The 16,985-nt window shown below is 40.4% G+C and carries 17 protein-coding genes and 1 pseudogene; 6 read left to right on the plus strand and 12 right to left on the minus strand.

What is annotated here, in order from left to right:
- Positions 1 to 571: 571 nt before the first annotated feature.
- Both DKM50_00530 and DKM50_00535 read right to left on the minus strand, forming a co-directional pair.
- Positions 572 to 856, minus strand: coding sequence for a transcriptional regulator (locus tag DKM50_00530; GenBank protein ID PZM84813.1), 285 nt, complete (start codon positions 854 to 856; stop codon positions 572 to 574).
- A pseudogene (locus tag DKM50_00535) lies at positions 853 to 1,192 on the minus strand (type II toxin-antitoxin system RelE/ParE family toxin). The gene DKM50_00530 and the pseudogene DKM50_00535 overlap by 4 nt, the downstream one beginning before the upstream one ends.
- A gap of 248 nt (positions 1,193 to 1,440) precedes the next feature.
- Here DKM50_00535 and DKM50_00540 point away from each other — a divergent pair.
- Genes DKM50_00540 through DKM50_00550 form a run of 3 tightly spaced genes read left to right on the plus strand, consistent with a single transcriptional unit; the run spans position 1,441 to position 2,157 of the window.
- Positions 1,441 to 1,695, plus strand: a complete 255-nt coding sequence (locus DKM50_00540; GenBank protein ID PZM84814.1) for a toxin — start codon at positions 1,441 to 1,443, stop codon at positions 1,693 to 1,695.
- Positions 1,696 to 1,711: 16 nt separating this feature from the next.
- Positions 1,712 to 1,987 (plus strand): hypothetical protein, encoded by a 276-nt coding sequence (locus tag DKM50_00545; GenBank protein ID PZM84815.1) that lies wholly within the window; start codon positions 1,712 to 1,714, stop codon positions 1,985 to 1,987.
- Between the two features lie 32 nt (positions 1,988 to 2,019).
- Positions 2,020 to 2,157 (plus strand): hypothetical protein, encoded by a 138-nt coding sequence (locus DKM50_00550; protein ID PZM84850.1) that lies wholly within the window; start codon positions 2,020 to 2,022, stop codon positions 2,155 to 2,157.
- Positions 2,158 to 2,236: 79 nt separating this feature from the next.
- Here the strand turns inward: DKM50_00550 and DKM50_00555 are convergent, their stop codons facing one another.
- Entirely contained in the window at positions 2,237 to 3,409 is a 1,173-nt protein-coding gene (locus tag DKM50_00555) for a hypothetical protein (protein PZM84816.1), read from the minus strand.
- A gap of 174 nt (positions 3,410 to 3,583) precedes the next feature.
- Here DKM50_00555 and DKM50_00560 point away from each other — a divergent pair, with 174 nt between their 5' ends.
- Positions 3,584 to 4,285 (plus strand): class I SAM-dependent methyltransferase, encoded by a 702-nt coding sequence (locus tag DKM50_00560; protein ID PZM84817.1) that lies wholly within the window; start codon positions 3,584 to 3,586, stop codon positions 4,283 to 4,285.
- 232 nt (positions 4,286 to 4,517) lie between these two features.
- Here the strand turns inward: DKM50_00560 and DKM50_00565 are convergent, their stop codons facing one another.
- Together DKM50_00565 and DKM50_00570 are read right to left on the minus strand one after the other, a co-directional pair.
- Entirely contained in the window at positions 4,518 to 4,793 is a 276-nt protein-coding gene (locus tag DKM50_00565; protein PZM84818.1) for a hypothetical protein, read from the minus strand.
- A 25-nt stretch (positions 4,794 to 4,818) separates the two neighbouring features.
- Positions 4,819 to 5,514, minus strand: coding sequence for an SAM-dependent methyltransferase (locus DKM50_00570; GenBank protein ID PZM84819.1), 696 nt, complete (start codon positions 5,512 to 5,514; stop codon positions 4,819 to 4,821).
- A 320-nt stretch (positions 5,515 to 5,834) separates the two neighbouring features.
- On the opposite strand from DKM50_00570, the gene DKM50_00575 reads away from it, so the two are divergent.
- Positions 5,835 to 7,664 carry a collagenase-like protease gene (locus tag DKM50_00575; protein PZM84820.1) on the plus strand — a complete coding sequence of 610 codons (1,830 nt, stop codon included), beginning with the start codon at positions 5,835 to 5,837 and terminating at the stop codon, positions 7,662 to 7,664.
- A 58-nt stretch (positions 7,665 to 7,722) separates the two neighbouring features.
- Positions 7,723 to 10,230 carry a hypothetical protein gene (locus DKM50_00580; protein ID PZM84821.1) on the plus strand — a complete coding sequence of 836 codons (2,508 nt, stop codon included), beginning with the start codon at positions 7,723 to 7,725 and terminating at the stop codon, positions 10,228 to 10,230.
- 13 nt (positions 10,231 to 10,243) lie between these two features.
- Here DKM50_00580 and DKM50_00585 read toward each other — a convergent pair whose 3' ends face one another.
- From DKM50_00585 to bioB, 7 genes are all read right to left on the minus strand, one after another.
- Positions 10,244 to 10,801, minus strand: coding sequence for a hypothetical protein (locus tag DKM50_00585; protein PZM84822.1), 558 nt, complete (start codon positions 10,799 to 10,801; stop codon positions 10,244 to 10,246).
- Between the two features lie 132 nt (positions 10,802 to 10,933).
- On the minus strand, positions 10,934 to 11,320 hold the full coding sequence (locus tag DKM50_00590; GenBank protein PZM84823.1) for a hypothetical protein: 387 nt from the start codon (positions 11,318 to 11,320) through the stop codon (positions 10,934 to 10,936).
- Positions 11,321 to 11,437: 117 nt separating this feature from the next.
- The gene (locus tag DKM50_00595) at positions 11,438 to 12,610 is read right to left on the minus strand and encodes a hypothetical protein (GenBank protein PZM84824.1); all 1,173 of its coding nucleotides are present in this window, start codon (positions 12,608 to 12,610) and stop codon (positions 11,438 to 11,440) included.
- 118 nt (positions 12,611 to 12,728) lie between these two features.
- A complete protein-coding gene (gene bioA, locus DKM50_00600) occupies positions 12,729 to 14,078 on the minus strand; it encodes an adenosylmethionine--8-amino-7-oxononanoate transaminase (GenBank protein PZM84825.1) in 1,350 nt (449 codons plus the stop codon).
- Entirely contained in the window at positions 14,068 to 14,769 is a 702-nt protein-coding gene (gene bioD, locus DKM50_00605) for a dethiobiotin synthase (GenBank protein ID PZM84826.1), read from the minus strand. The genes bioA and bioD overlap by 11 nt, the downstream gene beginning before the upstream one ends.
- Before the next feature lie 12 nt (positions 14,770 to 14,781).
- On the minus strand, positions 14,782 to 15,960 hold the full coding sequence (locus tag DKM50_00610; GenBank protein PZM84827.1) for an 8-amino-7-oxononanoate synthase: 1,179 nt from the start codon (positions 15,958 to 15,960) through the stop codon (positions 14,782 to 14,784).
- Entirely contained in the window at positions 15,960 to 16,931 is a 972-nt protein-coding gene (gene bioB / locus DKM50_00615; GenBank protein ID PZM84828.1) for a biotin synthase BioB, read from the minus strand. Before bioB ends, DKM50_00610 begins: the two co-directional genes overlap by 1 nt.
- Positions 16,932 to 16,985 lie beyond the last annotated feature (54 nt).

Here is a 16,985-nt window from a genome sequence, read left to right on the forward strand (position 1 = left end):
TATTCAAAATCGTTAATTTTTAACGATATAGGCTTTGCTATGCTTATTTTTCAAAAAACTACTTTTAAAAAAGTCCTTGACCTATTACCGCATCACTTTTGAATAATTCACAAAATGATATAACGGCTAAAGTGCCAACACATCCATAAATCACCCACAAGATCAAATGTCTAACTTACCCGGCAAAACATTAATAACTAAATCCCCTATTTATACCTGTATGCTATTAAGGTCAACATATTAGTTTTTGTTATGAATATCATATAGTATAAAAGCTTTAACTTACAATTGCATGAATTTCCCCATAATGTTTAGTGGATTTGGGACTGGGTCAGGTTTGCTTGCTTCGACCTGTATGCTCCTTGTCGTTGACAACCTTGTCAACGATGAGATACTGCGATCGCCGGCCCAGAGGGCGCCCCGGCTCCTCGAGTCAGATATGCCAGAGGCGTTAGACAACATAATACCGCTTAGTGTCTGTATCTATTCAGGGTGAGTGGTTGGAACAGGCATCATATTACGCCTGGATAAGTAAGAAACTAGCAGTCCTGGCTCACGAAAACTGATTTCTTTACCTAAATGAAAACTCCAAGTTTTTACCTAGTGCTTTTGATACCTTTACCAGTGTCGATATCTTTATATCTTCTGTGTGCTTTTCTATCCTTGATATTGCTGACTTTTTTGTATGAATAGCATTGGCTAATTCTTCTTGGGTTAATCCAGCTTTTTTTCTTTCTTCCTTTATCATCTCTCCAATTGCCTGTAGTTTAAAATCCTCATATTCTTCATCATAATTCCTGAATTCTTCAGAATATTTTCTTGAAACTTCCTTTTTATGGTCATCATACCTTATCATCTTTGTCCCCTCCTCAAATACTCGTTTTTATATTTAATGGCGAGCTCAATCTGTCCTTTATCTGTCTTTTGCGTCTTTTTCTGATATCCATTTGTTAATATTACTAAACTGTCCTTATCAAAAAAGCAAAATATTCTATATATATTCTATTCTTATTTCCCATATCCCTGCTGCTCCGTCTATTTTATCTAAAAATTTTCTAGGCACTCTGTCAAAACTTTGTATAATATCAAATACGAAAAATATCTTCTTTATCACTTCTTGGGTTTGCCCGTCAATAAATTCTTTGATTGGACATCTTCCATTAGTCGAATAATATAATATTTTTCTGCTCATATTCTGATTATACCCTTTTTATTTATTAAGTAAACCTACATGTTAACTTTAGCAATTTAATCTCTTATTCATTACTCATTAGTTCTTTCCCCCGGTATTTTCTTGATAGTTTATCTACTCTGATAAAAGGTACTTGATGCGTCTCGTTACCTCCTTGCGCCACAAAGAATCGCACATCATGTGCGCAAAGACAAAAAAACACCTAACAATTATTGACATTAGGCACACATTGTAGTTATATAATTAATATGAAAACATTCAACTGGAATACAGAAAAGAATCAGCAGCTAATAACAGAACGAAAAATATCTTTCGAACAAATCGTTCAGTGCATAGAAGAAGGCAGATTACTTGATATCGTTGCGCACCATAATCCAGACTCTTATTCTAATCAGCAAATACTTATTGTTGAATATCAAGGATACTATTATTTAGTTCCTTTTGTTGAATCAGAAACTGAGTATTTTCTTAAAACAATAATTCCTAGCAGAAAGCTTACATAATTAAGGAGGATAAAAAATGAAAAACTTAAATAAGGATGAAAATGACATTCTTCAATCTTTTGAACAAGGAGCGCTAAAATCTGTTATCACAAACAAAAGCCAGCTAGATAAATTTCAAAAAGCTGCAACAGCTACACTTCAAAAAAACAAGAGAATTAATATTCGCGTATCCGAAAAAGATCTCAATGATATCAAGCTGAAAGCCGTTGACGAAGGACTGCCATATCAAACCCTAATATCAAGCGTTTTACATAAATTCGTAACTGGTAGATTAAAAGAAAGAACAACCTAAATATATCAGAATATCCAAAATGATTCGCTGAAATCAAAGAAAAAGTTATTATTGCTCGTCAAAAAGCTTCACTTGCCGTTAATTCAGTTCTAATGGAATTATACTGGGATTTAGATAAAAAAATAGCAGAAAAAGAAAATAATACTAAATGGGGCAGCGGTTTTATTTAGAAGCTATCAATTAACCTGTTTCTGCTTCGTCAACATGCTTAAACAACATAGCATATTGCTTCGCCGTCCCTGGCTCAGGCTAACAAGTTGTAGTATCAACACTGCAGAGTGGTATTCCCAGGGTTTTTAACACTCGATTCAGGTATTCGATCAAATACCCTATCCGACGGATATAAATATCGGCACATTTACTTTTTGCTTCTTCAGGATCAATTTTTGTTTGGCAAAATGAACATAACTTATCATTTTTATTAGTTAAAAAATAGTCGGTGAAGTAGTCCTCCATCTGCGGATATAGCTTGAATAGTTTTTGCAAAGACTGTTTTAGATCCTGATAATGCGGATCTTGCGGTTTAGAGGGAAACTCCATGACTGAAAACAACCTTTCTGCAATATGTTCAACGAACGCTTCCTCAATCATATTGTCATCAAAGCCTTCAAAACATAAATGTACTCCTTCATGAATAACAAGATAAACAAAACTTAATTTATCTTTATAATAATTGTTGATATTGATAAAGCTCTTATGGTTAACTTTATTGGCATGTTCAGTATAGTCATTTGTGACGTTAGTTACTGCCGACAGAGATAATGGTGCGGGCTTAAGAAAAACGCTAATGAACGCTTTTTGAAACTGTGTATCAATATCAATTAATAGAGCTTGAATATCCGCAGGAACAGCCTTTATAGCTTTAGCTTCGTCGGCTCTGCTATTGATTATCATTCTAATAGCAACTTCCTCTATAATTGCTTCCCTTGTGGTTTGATAACTACCGTTATTTTTTTTAAAAAACCTGAAGGTATTCACATTCCATTGTTCATTAGAGCTTTTGTATTTGTCAAAGTAATATTTGCCAAGTTGTTCGTCACTGCCATTAACCGGCATGTCCCCGAATTCTCTTATTTCTTCAGCTAATAATAGCAAGAATTCTAAAATCTCTTCATTATTATAAATTCCTGCAGTACAGAGCTCATTTTTAATTACAGAGTTGTCTTTCAAACTATTCCGATCATTACAATAACTGAAAAGAATTGTTGTTAATTCTGGTATCGAAGCAAAATGTTCTATAAGATTTGAATACAAACCAAGTTTCTGTCCGATATAATCTTTAAATACATCAATATCATTGCCCCTCCGAAAGTTCTGGTCAAAACTCAAATGATCTGTATATTTTCTTTCGACTTGAGAATGGAAACTTATAATTTTTTTATAGTTAACCATAGGAGCACCTTTCATATTAATTATTCCCACGTAAATTATTTGTGAAACTTATGGCCTCCTCGAGTCAGATATGGCATCCATTGCGCGAATTGTTGGCCCTTCCTCAGCTCAACTCCATTTCGGTTACGCGACAGGTTGAATTGTGGTAACATATTACAGTAATGACATCCTTGGACAGATACATATTTTAAGGAGACTGGAACGATGAACACCTGGATTTATAACGAATTCAAACATTGCGGAGTTGATTACGCGGATGTTAAACAAGCGGAAAACTATGATAACCAACATCAAAAGTTTAGGAATTACGAGCAGGAACTCATTGGCATGATAGAGTTTCTGTCATTGCAGAATACGCAGGAGATGACACTCATTGATTTGGGGTGCGGAACCGGAGCTACGGCAATTTTGGCTTCGGCAAAATTCAAAAGAATATATGCGGTTGATGTTTCGGAAGTAATGATAAATCAGGCAAAAACTAAAATGGCTACCATTAATAACATCGAATTTATAAATTCCGGTTTTTTAAGTTATGAACATAAAGCTGAACCCGCAGATATAGTGTTAACAAAAGCAGCATTTCATCATTTACCGGATTTCTGGAAACAAATAGCACTGATAAACATGAACAAAATGCTCAAACCCGGAGGAATTCTTTATATTTTCGATATCGTTTTTCATTTTGAACCAACCGAATACAAGAATAAAATTAATGATTGGGTAACAGGATTTGAAATAAAAGCCGGTAAAGAATTCAGAACAGAAGTTGAAACACATATTAGAGATGAGTTCAGTACCTTTAATTGGGTAATGGAAGGAATGCTGAAAAAAGCAGGATTCATAATTGAAAAAAGCAGAACAAGTGACGGATTTATAACTGAATATTTTTGTAAAAAAGTTGAATAAACAATAATAACTGATAAATAAGGATATGTTTATGTGCCGGGATAGTAATAGTACGCCAGACCAGGACAAAGCCAGCATTAATAAATGGTTAAATAAAGAGCGCGACACCAATAAGCAGGCTGATGAGTATAATGACAAAAAAGGCACCACTGACGATGGACAGTGGCCGGAATGGTATCGACGGGCAAGGAAATAGTCCGGACTAGCTGGAACGCGCTTGAAGCATCTATTTTTACCGCGCTAATTCATCTAATCTGGCGTAAAGTTCCCTATCATCTATGTTTCTCATTTTTTTGGCATTCTGAAAATCTTCCGGGTCCAGATTATTTTTTTTCAAAAACTCTATGATGATTTCGCTGGCTAATGCCGGATCTTTATATTGATTCAATAAATCAAGAAACGATTCATCAAGCTCGTATCCCTCATCATCATTATCCGACAAATCCTCAGCAATAAAGACCTTCGGCTTTTCCTCAAATTTCTTTGCCATTTTTTTTCCTGGTTTCATAACCGTTCTCCCTCTTTTGATTAGATTAACTCGACTTACCGACTCCATGTGCATTAGTTTTTATAATAAGCAGCTGATTGCCCCCTACCTGGAATTCGTAGTCAACTTTTTTAATCTCTATTTTCTTATAGCTGAATTCTTTTAATATTTCACCTAAATAACTGGATATCTCAGCATTAACATCAAGAATCGGAAAAATTCTTACCTCCGGAGCAATTCTCAGCATTTCAGCGATGGCATCCCGATGGAACTGATACGACAAGTTATCCGTGTATAAAAACAGGAAGTGGGAGCAGAGAGCAATATCAAAAGAATTATCTTCAAAAGGAAGTGCAGGAAGCTCGCCGGGAACGTATGTATGAGGGTTTTCTTCATAAGAATTCAAAAATAACCGCATAGCGTCCATTCGTATTTTGCCTAGTTCTTCGACAGAACCTATAGTGTTCCATATAAATTTGTCTTGATTTTTTCTGGTTTGGCTGATAACGGTGTCATACGTTTCTTCTATTCGTCCTTCAATCTGCTTTTTTGTTAAGTTATAAATCGGATCAACAGAAATGACATCTCCGCCGAGCTGATTACAAGTACAATTAAAACTAGCCGGACCTCCCCCGCAATCGAGTATTTTTAAACTCATGTCCGAATCGGTTAAGGCAAACATTCTTTTGTACTCATCATAATTTCTGCCCCAGGGAACCACTTCTTTATAGTTAAATGCCATAATACTCCTTTTTATATCCCGCACGTCAAAGCTTATCAGGCAAATCCAGCCATAGTTTGCGTTAGTTCATGGACCGACTGAAGGATCGGGGGTACGTGCCAATCAACGATGTTGTCAGATATCAAATAATCTTTTAGGTTAATAGATTCCCGAATCTTTTCTCCGTAGTTAACCCTCTTCTGTTTTGGCAAGGGATTAACACCGCTAATTTAATACAATTATACGACGATCCATGGTGTTTATAAATGGCAACTTACAAAAAATTATCTGTTTTAAATCGCCTGATAGAATAATTATTCAAATTCCCATATAATGACTCTATGGAAAAGATTGAACTCCTGGCTCCGGCCAGAAACCTTGAATGCGCAATCGCGGCAATTAAATGCGGTGCAGATGCTGTCTACATCGGAGCGCAGCGATTCAGCGCACGGAAGTCGGCTGCAAATACACTGGAAGATATCGCTGCACTGGTTCTTTATGCTCATAAGTACTGGTCAAAAGTCTATGTAACGATTAACACTATCCTTACCGATGCTGAGCTTTCCGACGCGCACAACCTGATAAAAGAGCTTTACGCTATTGGAACAGACGCAGTTATTATTCAGGATATGGGGTTGCTGGAATTGGACCTGCCCCCTATTCCGTTGTTTGCGAGTACGCAGTGTAATAATGTTACTATAGAGAAAATCCAGTTCCTGGAAAAAGTTGGCTTTTCCAGAGTGATACTTGCCCGTGAATTGTCCCTTGATCAGATAAAAGAAATAAGAGCTCATACGACCATCAAGCTGGAATCGTTCGTACATGGCGCGCTATGTGTCAGTTATAGCGGGCAATGTTACTTAAGCTGCGCTATCGGCGGAAGAAGCGGTAATCGGGGACAGTGTGCGCAACCTTGCCGCAAGATGTACTCCCTCATCGATGCAACCGGAAAAGAGCTGGCTGCAAAAAAGCATCTGCTTTCTCTCAAGGATTATAACGCTTCTGATTATCTGGAAGAGCTTCTTGCAGCCGGAATCACCTCCTTCAAAATAGAAGGACGGCTTAAAGATGTCGGCTATACAAAAAATATTGTACGGTACTACCGGGAGAAAATAGATGGTTTTCTGGATAACAAACACTATAAAAAAGCCTCCAGCGGAACAAGCCAGGCAAACTTCGTACCAGCCCCCAGCAAAACATTTAATCGCGGCTATACCGATTATTTCTTAAAAGGCCGAACAACAGCTATTCACTCGCCTGATACCCCCAAATCGATAGGGGAATATATAGGAAAAGTGTGTGATCTTCGGAGAAATTCGATCATTATCGATTCTGATAAAAAGCTGCATAACGGCGATGGCATATGCTTTTTTGACGATAACGGACAGCTCGGTGGAACCCTGATTACCAGAGTCGAGGATCCACAGGTTATGCCTCAGTCCATGAGTGATATTAAGATTGGCACGGCAATCTACCGCAATGCCGATATTGAATTCGAAAATATCCTTAAATCAGCAAAAATAGAAAGAAAAATAAATGTATCTTTCACTCTTAAAGAAAAAGACACACAACTGCAGTTATCTGTCATAGATGAAGACGGGACTGAAGCCGCATACGCTATTGAGATGCCGGTTTCGGTTGCCCAGAACCCGCAGGTAATTCAGCAGAAAATAAAAGAACAATTGCAAAAGCTCGGAGATACAATATTTCGAGCTACTGAAATCGACCTTGGAATTGATCCCCGGACCTTTATTCCGATTAGTGCAATTAATGAAATGCGCAGACAAGTTATCTCACAGTTAATACTCGCACGAGAGACCGCTTATCCGGTGATCACGGAACAACGGAAGCCGAATAATGTGCCATACCCAGAAAAGAGCCTCGATTATCGTGGCAATGTGTTCAATGAAAGCGCGAACACATTCTATATACGCCACGGGGTTGAACAGATTGATCCGGCAGCGGAAACGGGCATCCCGATGGCAGGAAAGCGCGTCATGACAACTAAGCTTTGCCTGAAATATCAACTGGGGTTATGTTCGAAACAAGGGAATAAGGTCAACTATGAAGAGCCATTATTCCTGGTTGATGAGATGAAAAAAAAGTATCAGTTGCATTTTAATTGTGAACGCTGTGAAATGGAGCTCTACTTTAGTGAGCGTGTTCAGTGATCCTGAGTATTTTTAAGGAACTATCGAACCCCGGTTAAAGCTTAAGGAGTTTTTATTCTTGCAAGTTATAACAAAAACTATTTGCCGGATAATGATTACGGTACTCCTAGGTTTTAGCGTTGCCAGTCCAGGTATTGCCCAAGAGAAAATCAGGAACAATTATGCCTCTCCCTCAAAAAAAGCCCATCCATTACCTGCAACGCGTTGGGTAGCGGTGGGATATTCCGATCTACTTGATAAGAATAAGATAATCAGAACCGGGCAGCCGCTGCGCTCAGCCTTAAGCGATCCCGCCCTGCGCGGCGCAGTTCAGCCATTTGTTGATCGATATTCGTATCTTTTACCCTACGCAGTTGAGATGTTAAATGGCCCTAACCCATCCTATCATAAGGATATAACAGCTGATTACCCGATTGGAACGAGTCAGCCGGCATGGGTAGCCATCGTGCGCGAAGGAACAATCGTCGTAATGACCGACCATTCAGGGAGTGCACAAGTCTTTCTCCCGGCAGAGAGCGCACATTCTGCGTATGTACAGCACTACCCGGTTATCCGGCACGCTCTCTCGACACTCCTGCCCACGGATGGATCAGCATTAGCTGTCGAAGTGTACGCCTATAAGCATAGCTACCGAAATTCAGAATTTCAGCTTAATCCCCAGCCTTATCGCTTTCGTTCGGCGAGTTTTCCTCGACCGGCAGGAACTATACCGCTCGATCTGGCAGGGCTGGAAACTTTTTTTACTCGCGGAGGGCAGCTGGAATGCGCTGAGATTTCAAGACAAAAGGGACTGATCCTCTATGCAAAAGAAGCTTCGAAACAGACTCTATCCGGACAAAAAATTGCTCTTTCCGATTTCGCTGTTGCGTACCGGGCAGTTTTTCATGCGGGTGACAACCAGGCGTTCATTAGTCTGGACCCGCACAAAGACATTACCAAGACTACGGTTAATTTCGGCGGACTGCTTGAGGATACCCGGATCGGCTCTGTAGTACTGGAAGCGGATAAACGTTTCAAGACCATTTCCAGTGGAATTGATCCGACGACCTACCAGGATATGCGACAGTATACGCGACGTTTTGTTCCGGGATTTTTGTCGGTTTCCGAAAGGGAGTTTGTTACCGACTATGAAGACAATTCCAGTAACTGGATAAAAACGCGGTTCTGGTTCTACCCTGATTCGATCGATATGATAACTGATGCAGCTAATCATTTTGTCAAGATTAATAGCCCCCAATTCACAGCTGATGCAGAGCGAAGCAGCGATGATTTTTCTTCCAATGCAGAGTATCAGAGAAAAAAGAAACAGGCGCTTCTGCCAAGCATTCGAAAGAATATCGATCATTTGAACCAGCATTACGCTGAGTATGCCAAAGCATATCAGGATATCAACGAACTTTCGAATGTTGGCCGGCTAATGGGAATATGCAGTTGGCTCAGTAAGGCCAAGGCACCTTGGCTGGACCTTGCTGAGCTGTTGTCAGTCGAACTGCCGCCCTGTCAGACGGAACGGGAACGAACACAGATGATAACCGTTTCCTACCTGGCAACAAACAACGCGGCAATAAACGAAGAGACAGTCAATGAGAAGGTAAAGGTCAGCTTTTTAAGTCCTCTGCTCGACCAGCCAGTGAAAGCATGTTTTGGCAATCAGGATAACCTGGCTGAGTTTCTGGCGAGAAAAAGCAACAAACCAGCGACTACAATGGATTTTTACAAAAAAGAATCCCGGAAATTATTTAATGCTCCCATTACAGCACGAGAATTGATTTCTTCAAAACATGATCTTGAAATGTTTGCGGTTTATAACGCCGGCCGGATTGATAAAGGTCCGGTATATATCGCTGACAAAGAAATTATCGAAAAAGAGAAAAAAACACTGGATACAATATTTGCTACTCTCAACACAATAAAAAAGCAAATCGATTCGCCGGATGTCACAAGTAAAAACTTGTTAATCGAGAAATACAAGGAGCTGGTTAATCTCTACAATTCAAAGGGAGAAGCGCTCACAAAAAAAATCGAGAACTATAACGCCCTGGTCGGTAACTCAAGACATAAATTATTCGTCGAAATTAGTGGCGGCATCAATTTGGAACCTAAATATTTCGCAATAAAAAAATCAACGGATGCTAATGAATTCCGTCATTTAAAACACGTCAAAGACAACAATTGGACGCAGTTCGCTAATTCTGGAAAGTGGATTAGGAGTCGGGTCGACAGTCCTAGAGGACCAAGAGCTCAGACTCCTCCGCAAAAAAAACAATCTGCCTTTGATTCTATTCCAGGATTATCATTCCTTCGTTCTCTCAGAAACGAAAAACCTATCGCCAGCAAAAATAAACCTCAAGATAATTATTCGATTACCAGAAATGCCCAGACTCAGTCCTGGAGTGATTCATACTCGGAGCAGGCTTCCGTAAGCCGCACCAGGAGCTTTGACGGAACAAGGAAAACATTGAAGATCACCGATTATCACAATGGCAAAGTCGCATCAGAGATCAAAGGTGAAATGGTCAATAACAACAAAATTGTCTTCACGAAAATTCCGGACAAAGACAACTAATAGAAAACGTCAATTACCTGCCAAGAAACCCGGCATGTGAACATAAGATCGAGATAAGGCCTATATACACGACCATAAGAATGAGTGAAAGATAAAAGAAATTTACAGCAACACGCAAATTGGCAGTTTTGCGGGACAATATCCTGGACACCTCATAAAGCTGATCGAGGATTTCGTTAAACATTCGATCTTCATTAATATCATCGTATTGGGTAACAAAATCAGCCTTCTTCATTCTTGCAATATGTTCAAAATAAAATACCGAATGGTCTTGGTGAGAAAAATGTTTTGATAGCCGTGGTTTGATGATCTTAAACAACATATAATATAGTTGTACCAGGAGAACAATAACCAGAGTTGCTCCGACAATGAAAGTCACAACAGATAAAAAAGTTCCTGTTGAATGCTTGAACGTAAACGGATTAACATAGGTAACATTTGAGGAAAAGTCGATAAGCGCTTTGATAACAAAGCTATAGACAAGCAATATTATGCTGGCCTTCTGGTCAGTAAACTTAATTAAGTCCTGCACGTTCTTAAAATCTTCTAAAATAAAATTGATTTTGTTCATAATTACCCTCTCAGGTCTTGTGATAATGTATCATTATAATCATAAAAAAAATTAACGGTCAACGTTCAAACCAGCGATGGTTATGTTTATCGATTATATTTGATGAATGAGCGTACCTGCGGAATCAGTGGACTATGAACTCTCAAGGTAGGAGATAGTCTCTATTTCGATTTTTGCTCCCATTGGCAAGGCCGCCACCTGATAGGCCGCCCTGGCCGGAAAATCTTGTGTAAAGTACTGCGTATAGATCTCATTCACTGTTTTAAAATCACTAATATCCGAGAGGAGTACCGTAACCTTAACAACATGCTCAAAATCCATTTCAGCTGCGCTAAGGATTGCCTTGATATTAGCAAAAACCTGCCGCGTTTGTTCTTCAATCGTGGTCCCTTTGATCGTCATTGTTTGCGGATCAAGAGGTATTTGACCTGAAATGTAGAGGAATGGCCCGGCTTTAACTGCTTGAGAGTAAGGGCCTATTGCCTTAGGCGCCGCATCGGTTGATATGATTTTTTTCATATTACACTTCCTTTTTTGCTCAGTTACATTATAAGAAGGTTTTTGGTTTTCGACCACACTCAGGTTTCTTTGCAATTTTGCGCCTGCCCTTTGCACACCCGGCGTTCAAATACGTCACTATAAACCGTTATCCTTTTCCAATTTTTCTTCTTTTAAAGCCTTTTGTATTTCATTAAGCAGGCTTCCAAAGCGAGACCATTGAGAGTCAGCATCAGCTAATTTGCATCCAAGCATAAGCATTTTTATGATTTCCAGCGGATTTACATTCAGCGAGTCAAAATATTTTGACGTCAACTCAAGTCCTTTTCCATAGTCCTTTTGGGCTACCATTAAAAGAGCATAGTCTTTTATTGCCTCAAGATACATTTTTTGCATACCGCGTTCCAACCCGATTTCAGTAGTGATTACCGCTTCGGCAAAATGTTTTTTAGCAGAATCTCCTTCCACGGCATTTATCCTGAATCGATTTTTATACACGTTCAAAAACTTAACTATTTCTTTATAATCTTCCCCCTCTTTATCGAAGTCGATAGCTTCCTTGCGAAACACAGTTCCTTTCCTCAAAACGAAGCAGATACAATTTTGAATACCGTCAGCAATAATATCAAATCCCGCTAATCGAAAAAGGATAGTTATCGTTCTATAGGAAAAGTTATACAGATGGGCATTTTGAAAGAAATTATATTCAAGGTCACCATAAGGTTGTCTGATATCAGGAACCTCAATATACACCACTCCGTTTTCGCTCAGCATATCCCTTACTAACCCAAGTGATTGCAAGGGATCTTCGAAGTGTTCCAGTACATGATCAAGAATTATCAGGTCAAACTTTACGGTGCTGCGAGGATAATCCTCAACCATTCCGCAAAAAACTTCAAAACCGTAATTTTCTGAGGCACTCTGCGCAAGGTTACTTGCAGGCTCAATTCCGAATACAGAAATATCGTTCCTGAGATTTTTTATTTCGCTGAGCAGCACACCATTTGCGCACCCGATTTCGAGTACCTTCCCATTCTCAGGTACATAATTAATGAAAACCTGGGCTTTTGCTCTTTTTCCAGCCCGGTATTCGACGCTATCAATATCAACTAGGGTGTATTGTTCCCGATACTGCTTATCGTAATAACTTTTTAAAGATTCCTTTGTTTGTCTGGGATTAATAAAAACCAGCCCGCACATTTTACATATTACATTCGTAACTTTGATATCATACCGCGACGTACCGCATAGCCGTTCATGGCTATCACTGCCACATAGCATGCATGGAACTCTCTGGTCCATAGGAGACATTACCCTTCTTGCTGATTTTCATATTATTCGGTATAACAGGTGAACCTTCAAAAAAGTTATTCACTGCAACACAAACTTTATGCAGGCTAACTGACCTTATTATACTTGAATATGTCGGCTAAATCCCGGTAACTTTAATAATAGACTGCTTCAAGTTTTCAAGAAGATCAGCTATTTCCTCTTCAGCAATACTTAATGGAGGTACGAGAACTATAACATTCCCGAGCGGGCGTAACAGGAACCCTTTATCAAGCATATCTTTGCAAACACTAATTCCAGTCCTCTCGTTCCACCCATAGGCTTGTTTGCTACGTTTATCAAGGACCAGTTCTATCCCCACCATTAATCCCTGCTGACGGATATCCCCGACATGACACAAATCACGAAAAGGAACTAACAAAGAAGTAAGCAATGCAATTTTGTTTTGAAGTTTCTCGATAACCCGATCTTTCTCAAAGAGATCCAGGCTAGCTAGGGCCGCACTGCACGCCAGCTGATTTCCGGTATACGAATGCCCGTGAAAGAAAGTCTTCTTCTCATTATACTCACCTAAAAATGCCTGATAAACAGCCTCCGTGGTTAGGGTCGCAGCCAACGGCAAATAACCACCGGTCAATCCCTTGGCAACACACATGATATCAGGAGAGACACCTTCATGCTCACAGGAAAACATTTTTCCTGTACGGCCAAACCCGGTAGCCACTTCATCGACAATAAGTAAGATTCCATATTCACGGCACAGTGTTTCGACTTGTTTAAGGAATCCTGGAGGAGACGTAATCATCCCGGAAGCGCCTTGAATACGGGGTTCGATAATGAGACCGGCAATCTCCTCGTGATGTTCCTTCATGATGGTTTCCAGCTTATAAAAGCAAGTATTGCTGCATCGGCTTTCAGAGCTGTCGCAGCGATAACAATACGGATAAGGGGCCTCATAGGTTTCGAATAATAGCTGTTTATATGTTTCATGAAAATCGTCCATGCCCCCTACACTGACCGAGCCTATAGTGTCTCCATGATAAGCGTTTTTGAAGGAAATGAATTTTGTTTTGTTTCTTTGGGGAGTAGCGATCTGCTGCCAATATTGGAAGGCTATTTTAAGTGCGATCTCGACTGACGTAGAACCGCTATCGGAATAAAAAACTTTCACAAGGTCCCCAGGAACAATCGCAACAAGCTTTTCTGCCAGAAGGATTGAGGGAACATTGGCAAATCCCAGCAACGTCGAATGGCTGACGGTTTGGACTTGCCTGATAATTGCCTCATTTATTTCTACGCGGTTATGGCCGTGAATATTTACCCACAAGGAAGAAATCGCATCCAGATATTTTTTCCCGTTAACATCAAATAAATAGTTTCCCATTCCCTGTGCCATTATAATTGGTTCTTGTGCCAACCAGTCTTGCATTTGGGTAAAAGGATGCCAGAGGTACTGTTTATCAAGTGCTTCTAATTGTTTATAGTCCATAGGGTTTACACGTCTCGAAAAGTTTCCTTGTATTGATTTCTTTATCTAACAAGTTAGCCAGTTGATCGTAACTTTTTTGATACGCTTTATTATAACTTATTTTAGCGATGACAGGAACCTTCGCCAGCCGATTTATCAACTGATAACTGCTATCCGTTGTCATATCGTCATCAAGACATAAGTTATAAATAATACCCGTAACCTCGATGCCGCGCTGTTGTAGTAAGGTCGTCGTCATAAGGGTGTGGTTTATCGTACCCAATCGGGCAGGTGAAACCACGATAGTCTGCAATCCAAGGTCCGCAATAAGATCAAGTACCAGATAATTCTCGGCAAGCGGTACCATAATACCTCCGACTCCTTCAATGATGCTGATATCATGGGATTGAATAATACGCTTAATTCGGGAAAGCAAATCGGGGATATCTATTGTTTCATTCTGGAGTTCTGCAGAACTCATTGGAGCCAGCGGATATTTAAGAAGGACGGGATTGATTACGCCCATAAGGTCAGTGGACCTTGATGCCTCTTGCAACCGGATAGCATCAGAAGAAATTGATTCACCGGTAGCTACAGGCTTACAACATCCGACATTAAGCCCCAGCTTACAGAATGCCCGGCATAATCCTGCCCCGACCAATGTCTTTCCAACTTCCGTATCCGTAGCTGTAATAAAAAAAGCTTTCCCCATTTCAAATCTCCTTTATTGCACTGATGCGATAGTATATTTTTTGCAAACAGTTACAAGCGTTTTCGCCAGGAATTCTATCTCTTCGCAGGTATGTGCTGCATTGATAGCGATTCTAATTCTCGCAGTATTCGGCGGTACCGTAGGTTCACGAATGGCCAGCGCAAGAATATGATTTTCTTTTAAACACTCAGCAAACGCTAGTGCCTTCCCGGTATCCCCGATAACCAAAGGAAATATAGCACTCTCTGAATGAGAAACCGGGATATCGAGTGCTTTAATTAATTTCCTGAAAAATTTAAGTTTCTTATGATACTGGTCAATGTACAAAGCATTGGCAAATAAAAATTCTATATTCGCAGCTATTGCACCACATAATGCCGGAGCAATTCCGGTTGTATAGATAAACGGTCTGGCAGTAGAAACCATATAATCAATCAGTTCCTGTGACGAGCAGATAAACCCGCCCTGAACGCCAAGTGCTTTGGAACAGGTTCCCATGATTATGGGACTTCCCTCTGTAGAAGCATAATACTCTTCGATCCCCTTCCCCGTTTTCCCGAGCACTCCGGTAGAATGGGCCTCATCGATAATCAGTCGGGCTTTATGTTTTTCGCAAACTGAAATTAGCTCAGGCAATGGGGCAATATCCCCATCCATGCTGAATACAGCTTCGGTAGCAACATAGAGATTGTCATACCGGCCCCGGTATTTTGTAAGAATACGGTCTAAATCTGCCGGGGAATTATGCTCAAAAACAAGCAGCCTAGCGGCAGAGAGTTTGACTGCATCAACGATACTGGCATGCGCCAGCCGGTCGATGACAATCGCATCTTTGGGGGTAGTTATTGCAGTAAAAAGTGCCAGGTTCGCCATATACCCGGTCGGGAACAATAAAGCAGCCTCACGCTTCTTCAACCGGGCAAGCAATCTTTCGGTAGCCACATGAAGCGAGGTTGTCCCACAGATAAGCCTGGAAGCAGTTGCCCCGGCCCCGAAATCATCAAGGGCTTGCTTTGCTGCCTCAAGCGCGCCTTTATGCCCGGAAAGGCCCAGATAATCATTTGAACAAAAATTAAGATAGGCAACACCGTCTATCTCAATAGCATTTAATTTTTTTTTAACTATTTCTTTGGTTGTTCTGAGAAGATTGGCTTGCTTTAGCAAGGCAAGCCGGCTATGGATCTCTTCCATTAAGAAACCTCTAGTCCGAGATTACAGATCATTTCCAGATCTTTTTGAGCCGGTCGGCCCTGAGTCGTAAGATAATTTCCCAGCAAGATCACATTCGCGCCCGAAACCAGCACAAATGACTGGAGATCTCCCATACGGGATTCCCGGCCTCCAAGAACACCGACATCTATTCGGGGAAAAACAAACCGATAGGCAGCAATAAGTTTGAGTGCTTCAAGCGGCTTGAGCGAAGGCGCATCAGCAGCTTTCGTTCCCGGGATCGGATGAAGAATATTGATGGGAACAGAATCGACATTCAGTTCCCTGAGTGTGAACGCCAGCTCAATCCGTTGAAAAGAGGTCTCTCCCAATCCAAAGATTCCGCCACTGCATACTTCAAGGCCAATTTCTTTTGCATCCTTAACTGTTTGAACCCGATCTTCGTACTCATGAGTTGTACAAATCGCGGGAAAGAAACTGCGGGCAGTTTCAAGATTATGATGAAACCGTTTTAAACCGGCAGCCTTGAGTGCTAGAAGCTGTGCCTTTGTTAGAATCCCGAGAGAAGCACAGGATTTTAATGAGACATTTTCAGTGACGCCCTTAATCCCATTGGTGATAGCGTCAAAATCGTTTTTATCTGCGGCTCCGCGACCGCTCGTAACAACGGAAAAACACGTAGCTCCATGCTTCGCAGCTCTCTCCGCCTCGGAAATAATCTCCGATTGAGAGACTAGAGGGAATTCAGCAACATCAGTATTGAAATGCGCAGACTGGGCGCAGAAGCTGCAATTCTCCGAGCACGAGCCGGATTTAGCATTGACCAGAGAACACAGCTTAACTTTATTACCGAAAAAATGAGATTTGATTTTATTGGCTGCCGAAGTAAGCAGAAACACCTCTGCGTCAGAACAGTTGATAAGTAATTCAGCCTCTTCCAGTGAAATCTGATAGCCATTTATTACTTTATCAGCCAATGATAAGAAATCCATTACGAGGTCCTCTCTAGCGTTTCTTTTTGAGAGATAATTGTATCATGTCTATAT

This window comes from Candidatus Margulisiibacteriota bacterium (assembly GCA_003242895.1).
Classification (GTDB): Bacteria; Margulisbacteria; Riflemargulisbacteria; order GWF2-39-127; family GWF2-39-127; genus GWF2-39-127.

Bases quoted from the DNA above. Each gene is read 5' to 3' on its own strand.
- DKM50_00570 (PZM84819.1), bottom strand. From the start codon at position 5,514: ATGGCATTTAACTATAAAGAAGTGGTTCCCTGGGGCAGAAATTATGAT.
- DKM50_00565 (PZM84818.1), bottom strand. From the start codon at position 4,793: ATGAAACCAGGAAAAAAAATGGCAAAGAAATTTGAGGAAAAGCCGAAG.
- bioD (PZM84826.1), bottom strand. From the start codon at position 14,769: ATGGGGAAAGCTTTTTTTATTACAGCTACGGATACGGAAGTTGGAAAG.
- DKM50_00545 (PZM84815.1), top strand. From the start codon at position 1,712: ATGAAAAACTTAAATAAGGATGAAAATGACATTCTTCAATCTTTTGAA.
- DKM50_00595 (PZM84824.1), bottom strand. From the start codon at position 12,610: ATGTCTCCTATGGACCAGAGAGTTCCATGCATGCTATGTGGCAGTGAT.
- DKM50_00610 (PZM84827.1), bottom strand. From the start codon at position 15,960: ATGGAAGAGATCCATAGCCGGCTTGCCTTGCTAAAGCAAGCCAATCTT.
- DKM50_00560 (PZM84817.1), top strand. From the start codon at position 3,584: ATGAACACCTGGATTTATAACGAATTCAAACATTGCGGAGTTGATTAC.
- DKM50_00530 (PZM84813.1), bottom strand. From the start codon at position 856: ATGATAAGGTATGATGACCATAAAAAGGAAGTTTCAAGAAAATATTCT.
- DKM50_00575 (PZM84820.1), top strand. From the start codon at position 5,835: ATGGAAAAGATTGAACTCCTGGCTCCGGCCAGAAACCTTGAATGCGCA.
- bioA (PZM84825.1), bottom strand. From the start codon at position 14,078: ATGGACTATAAACAATTAGAAGCACTTGATAAACAGTACCTCTGGCAT.
- DKM50_00590 (PZM84823.1), bottom strand. From the start codon at position 11,320: ATGAAAAAAATCATATCAACCGATGCGGCGCCTAAGGCAATAGGCCCT.
- DKM50_00540 (PZM84814.1), top strand. From the start codon at position 1,441: ATGAAAACATTCAACTGGAATACAGAAAAGAATCAGCAGCTAATAACA.
- DKM50_00585 (PZM84822.1), bottom strand. From the start codon at position 10,801: ATGAACAAAATCAATTTTATTTTAGAAGATTTTAAGAACGTGCAGGAC.
- bioB (PZM84828.1), bottom strand. From the start codon at position 16,931: ATGGATTTCTTATCATTGGCTGATAAAGTAATAAATGGCTATCAGATT.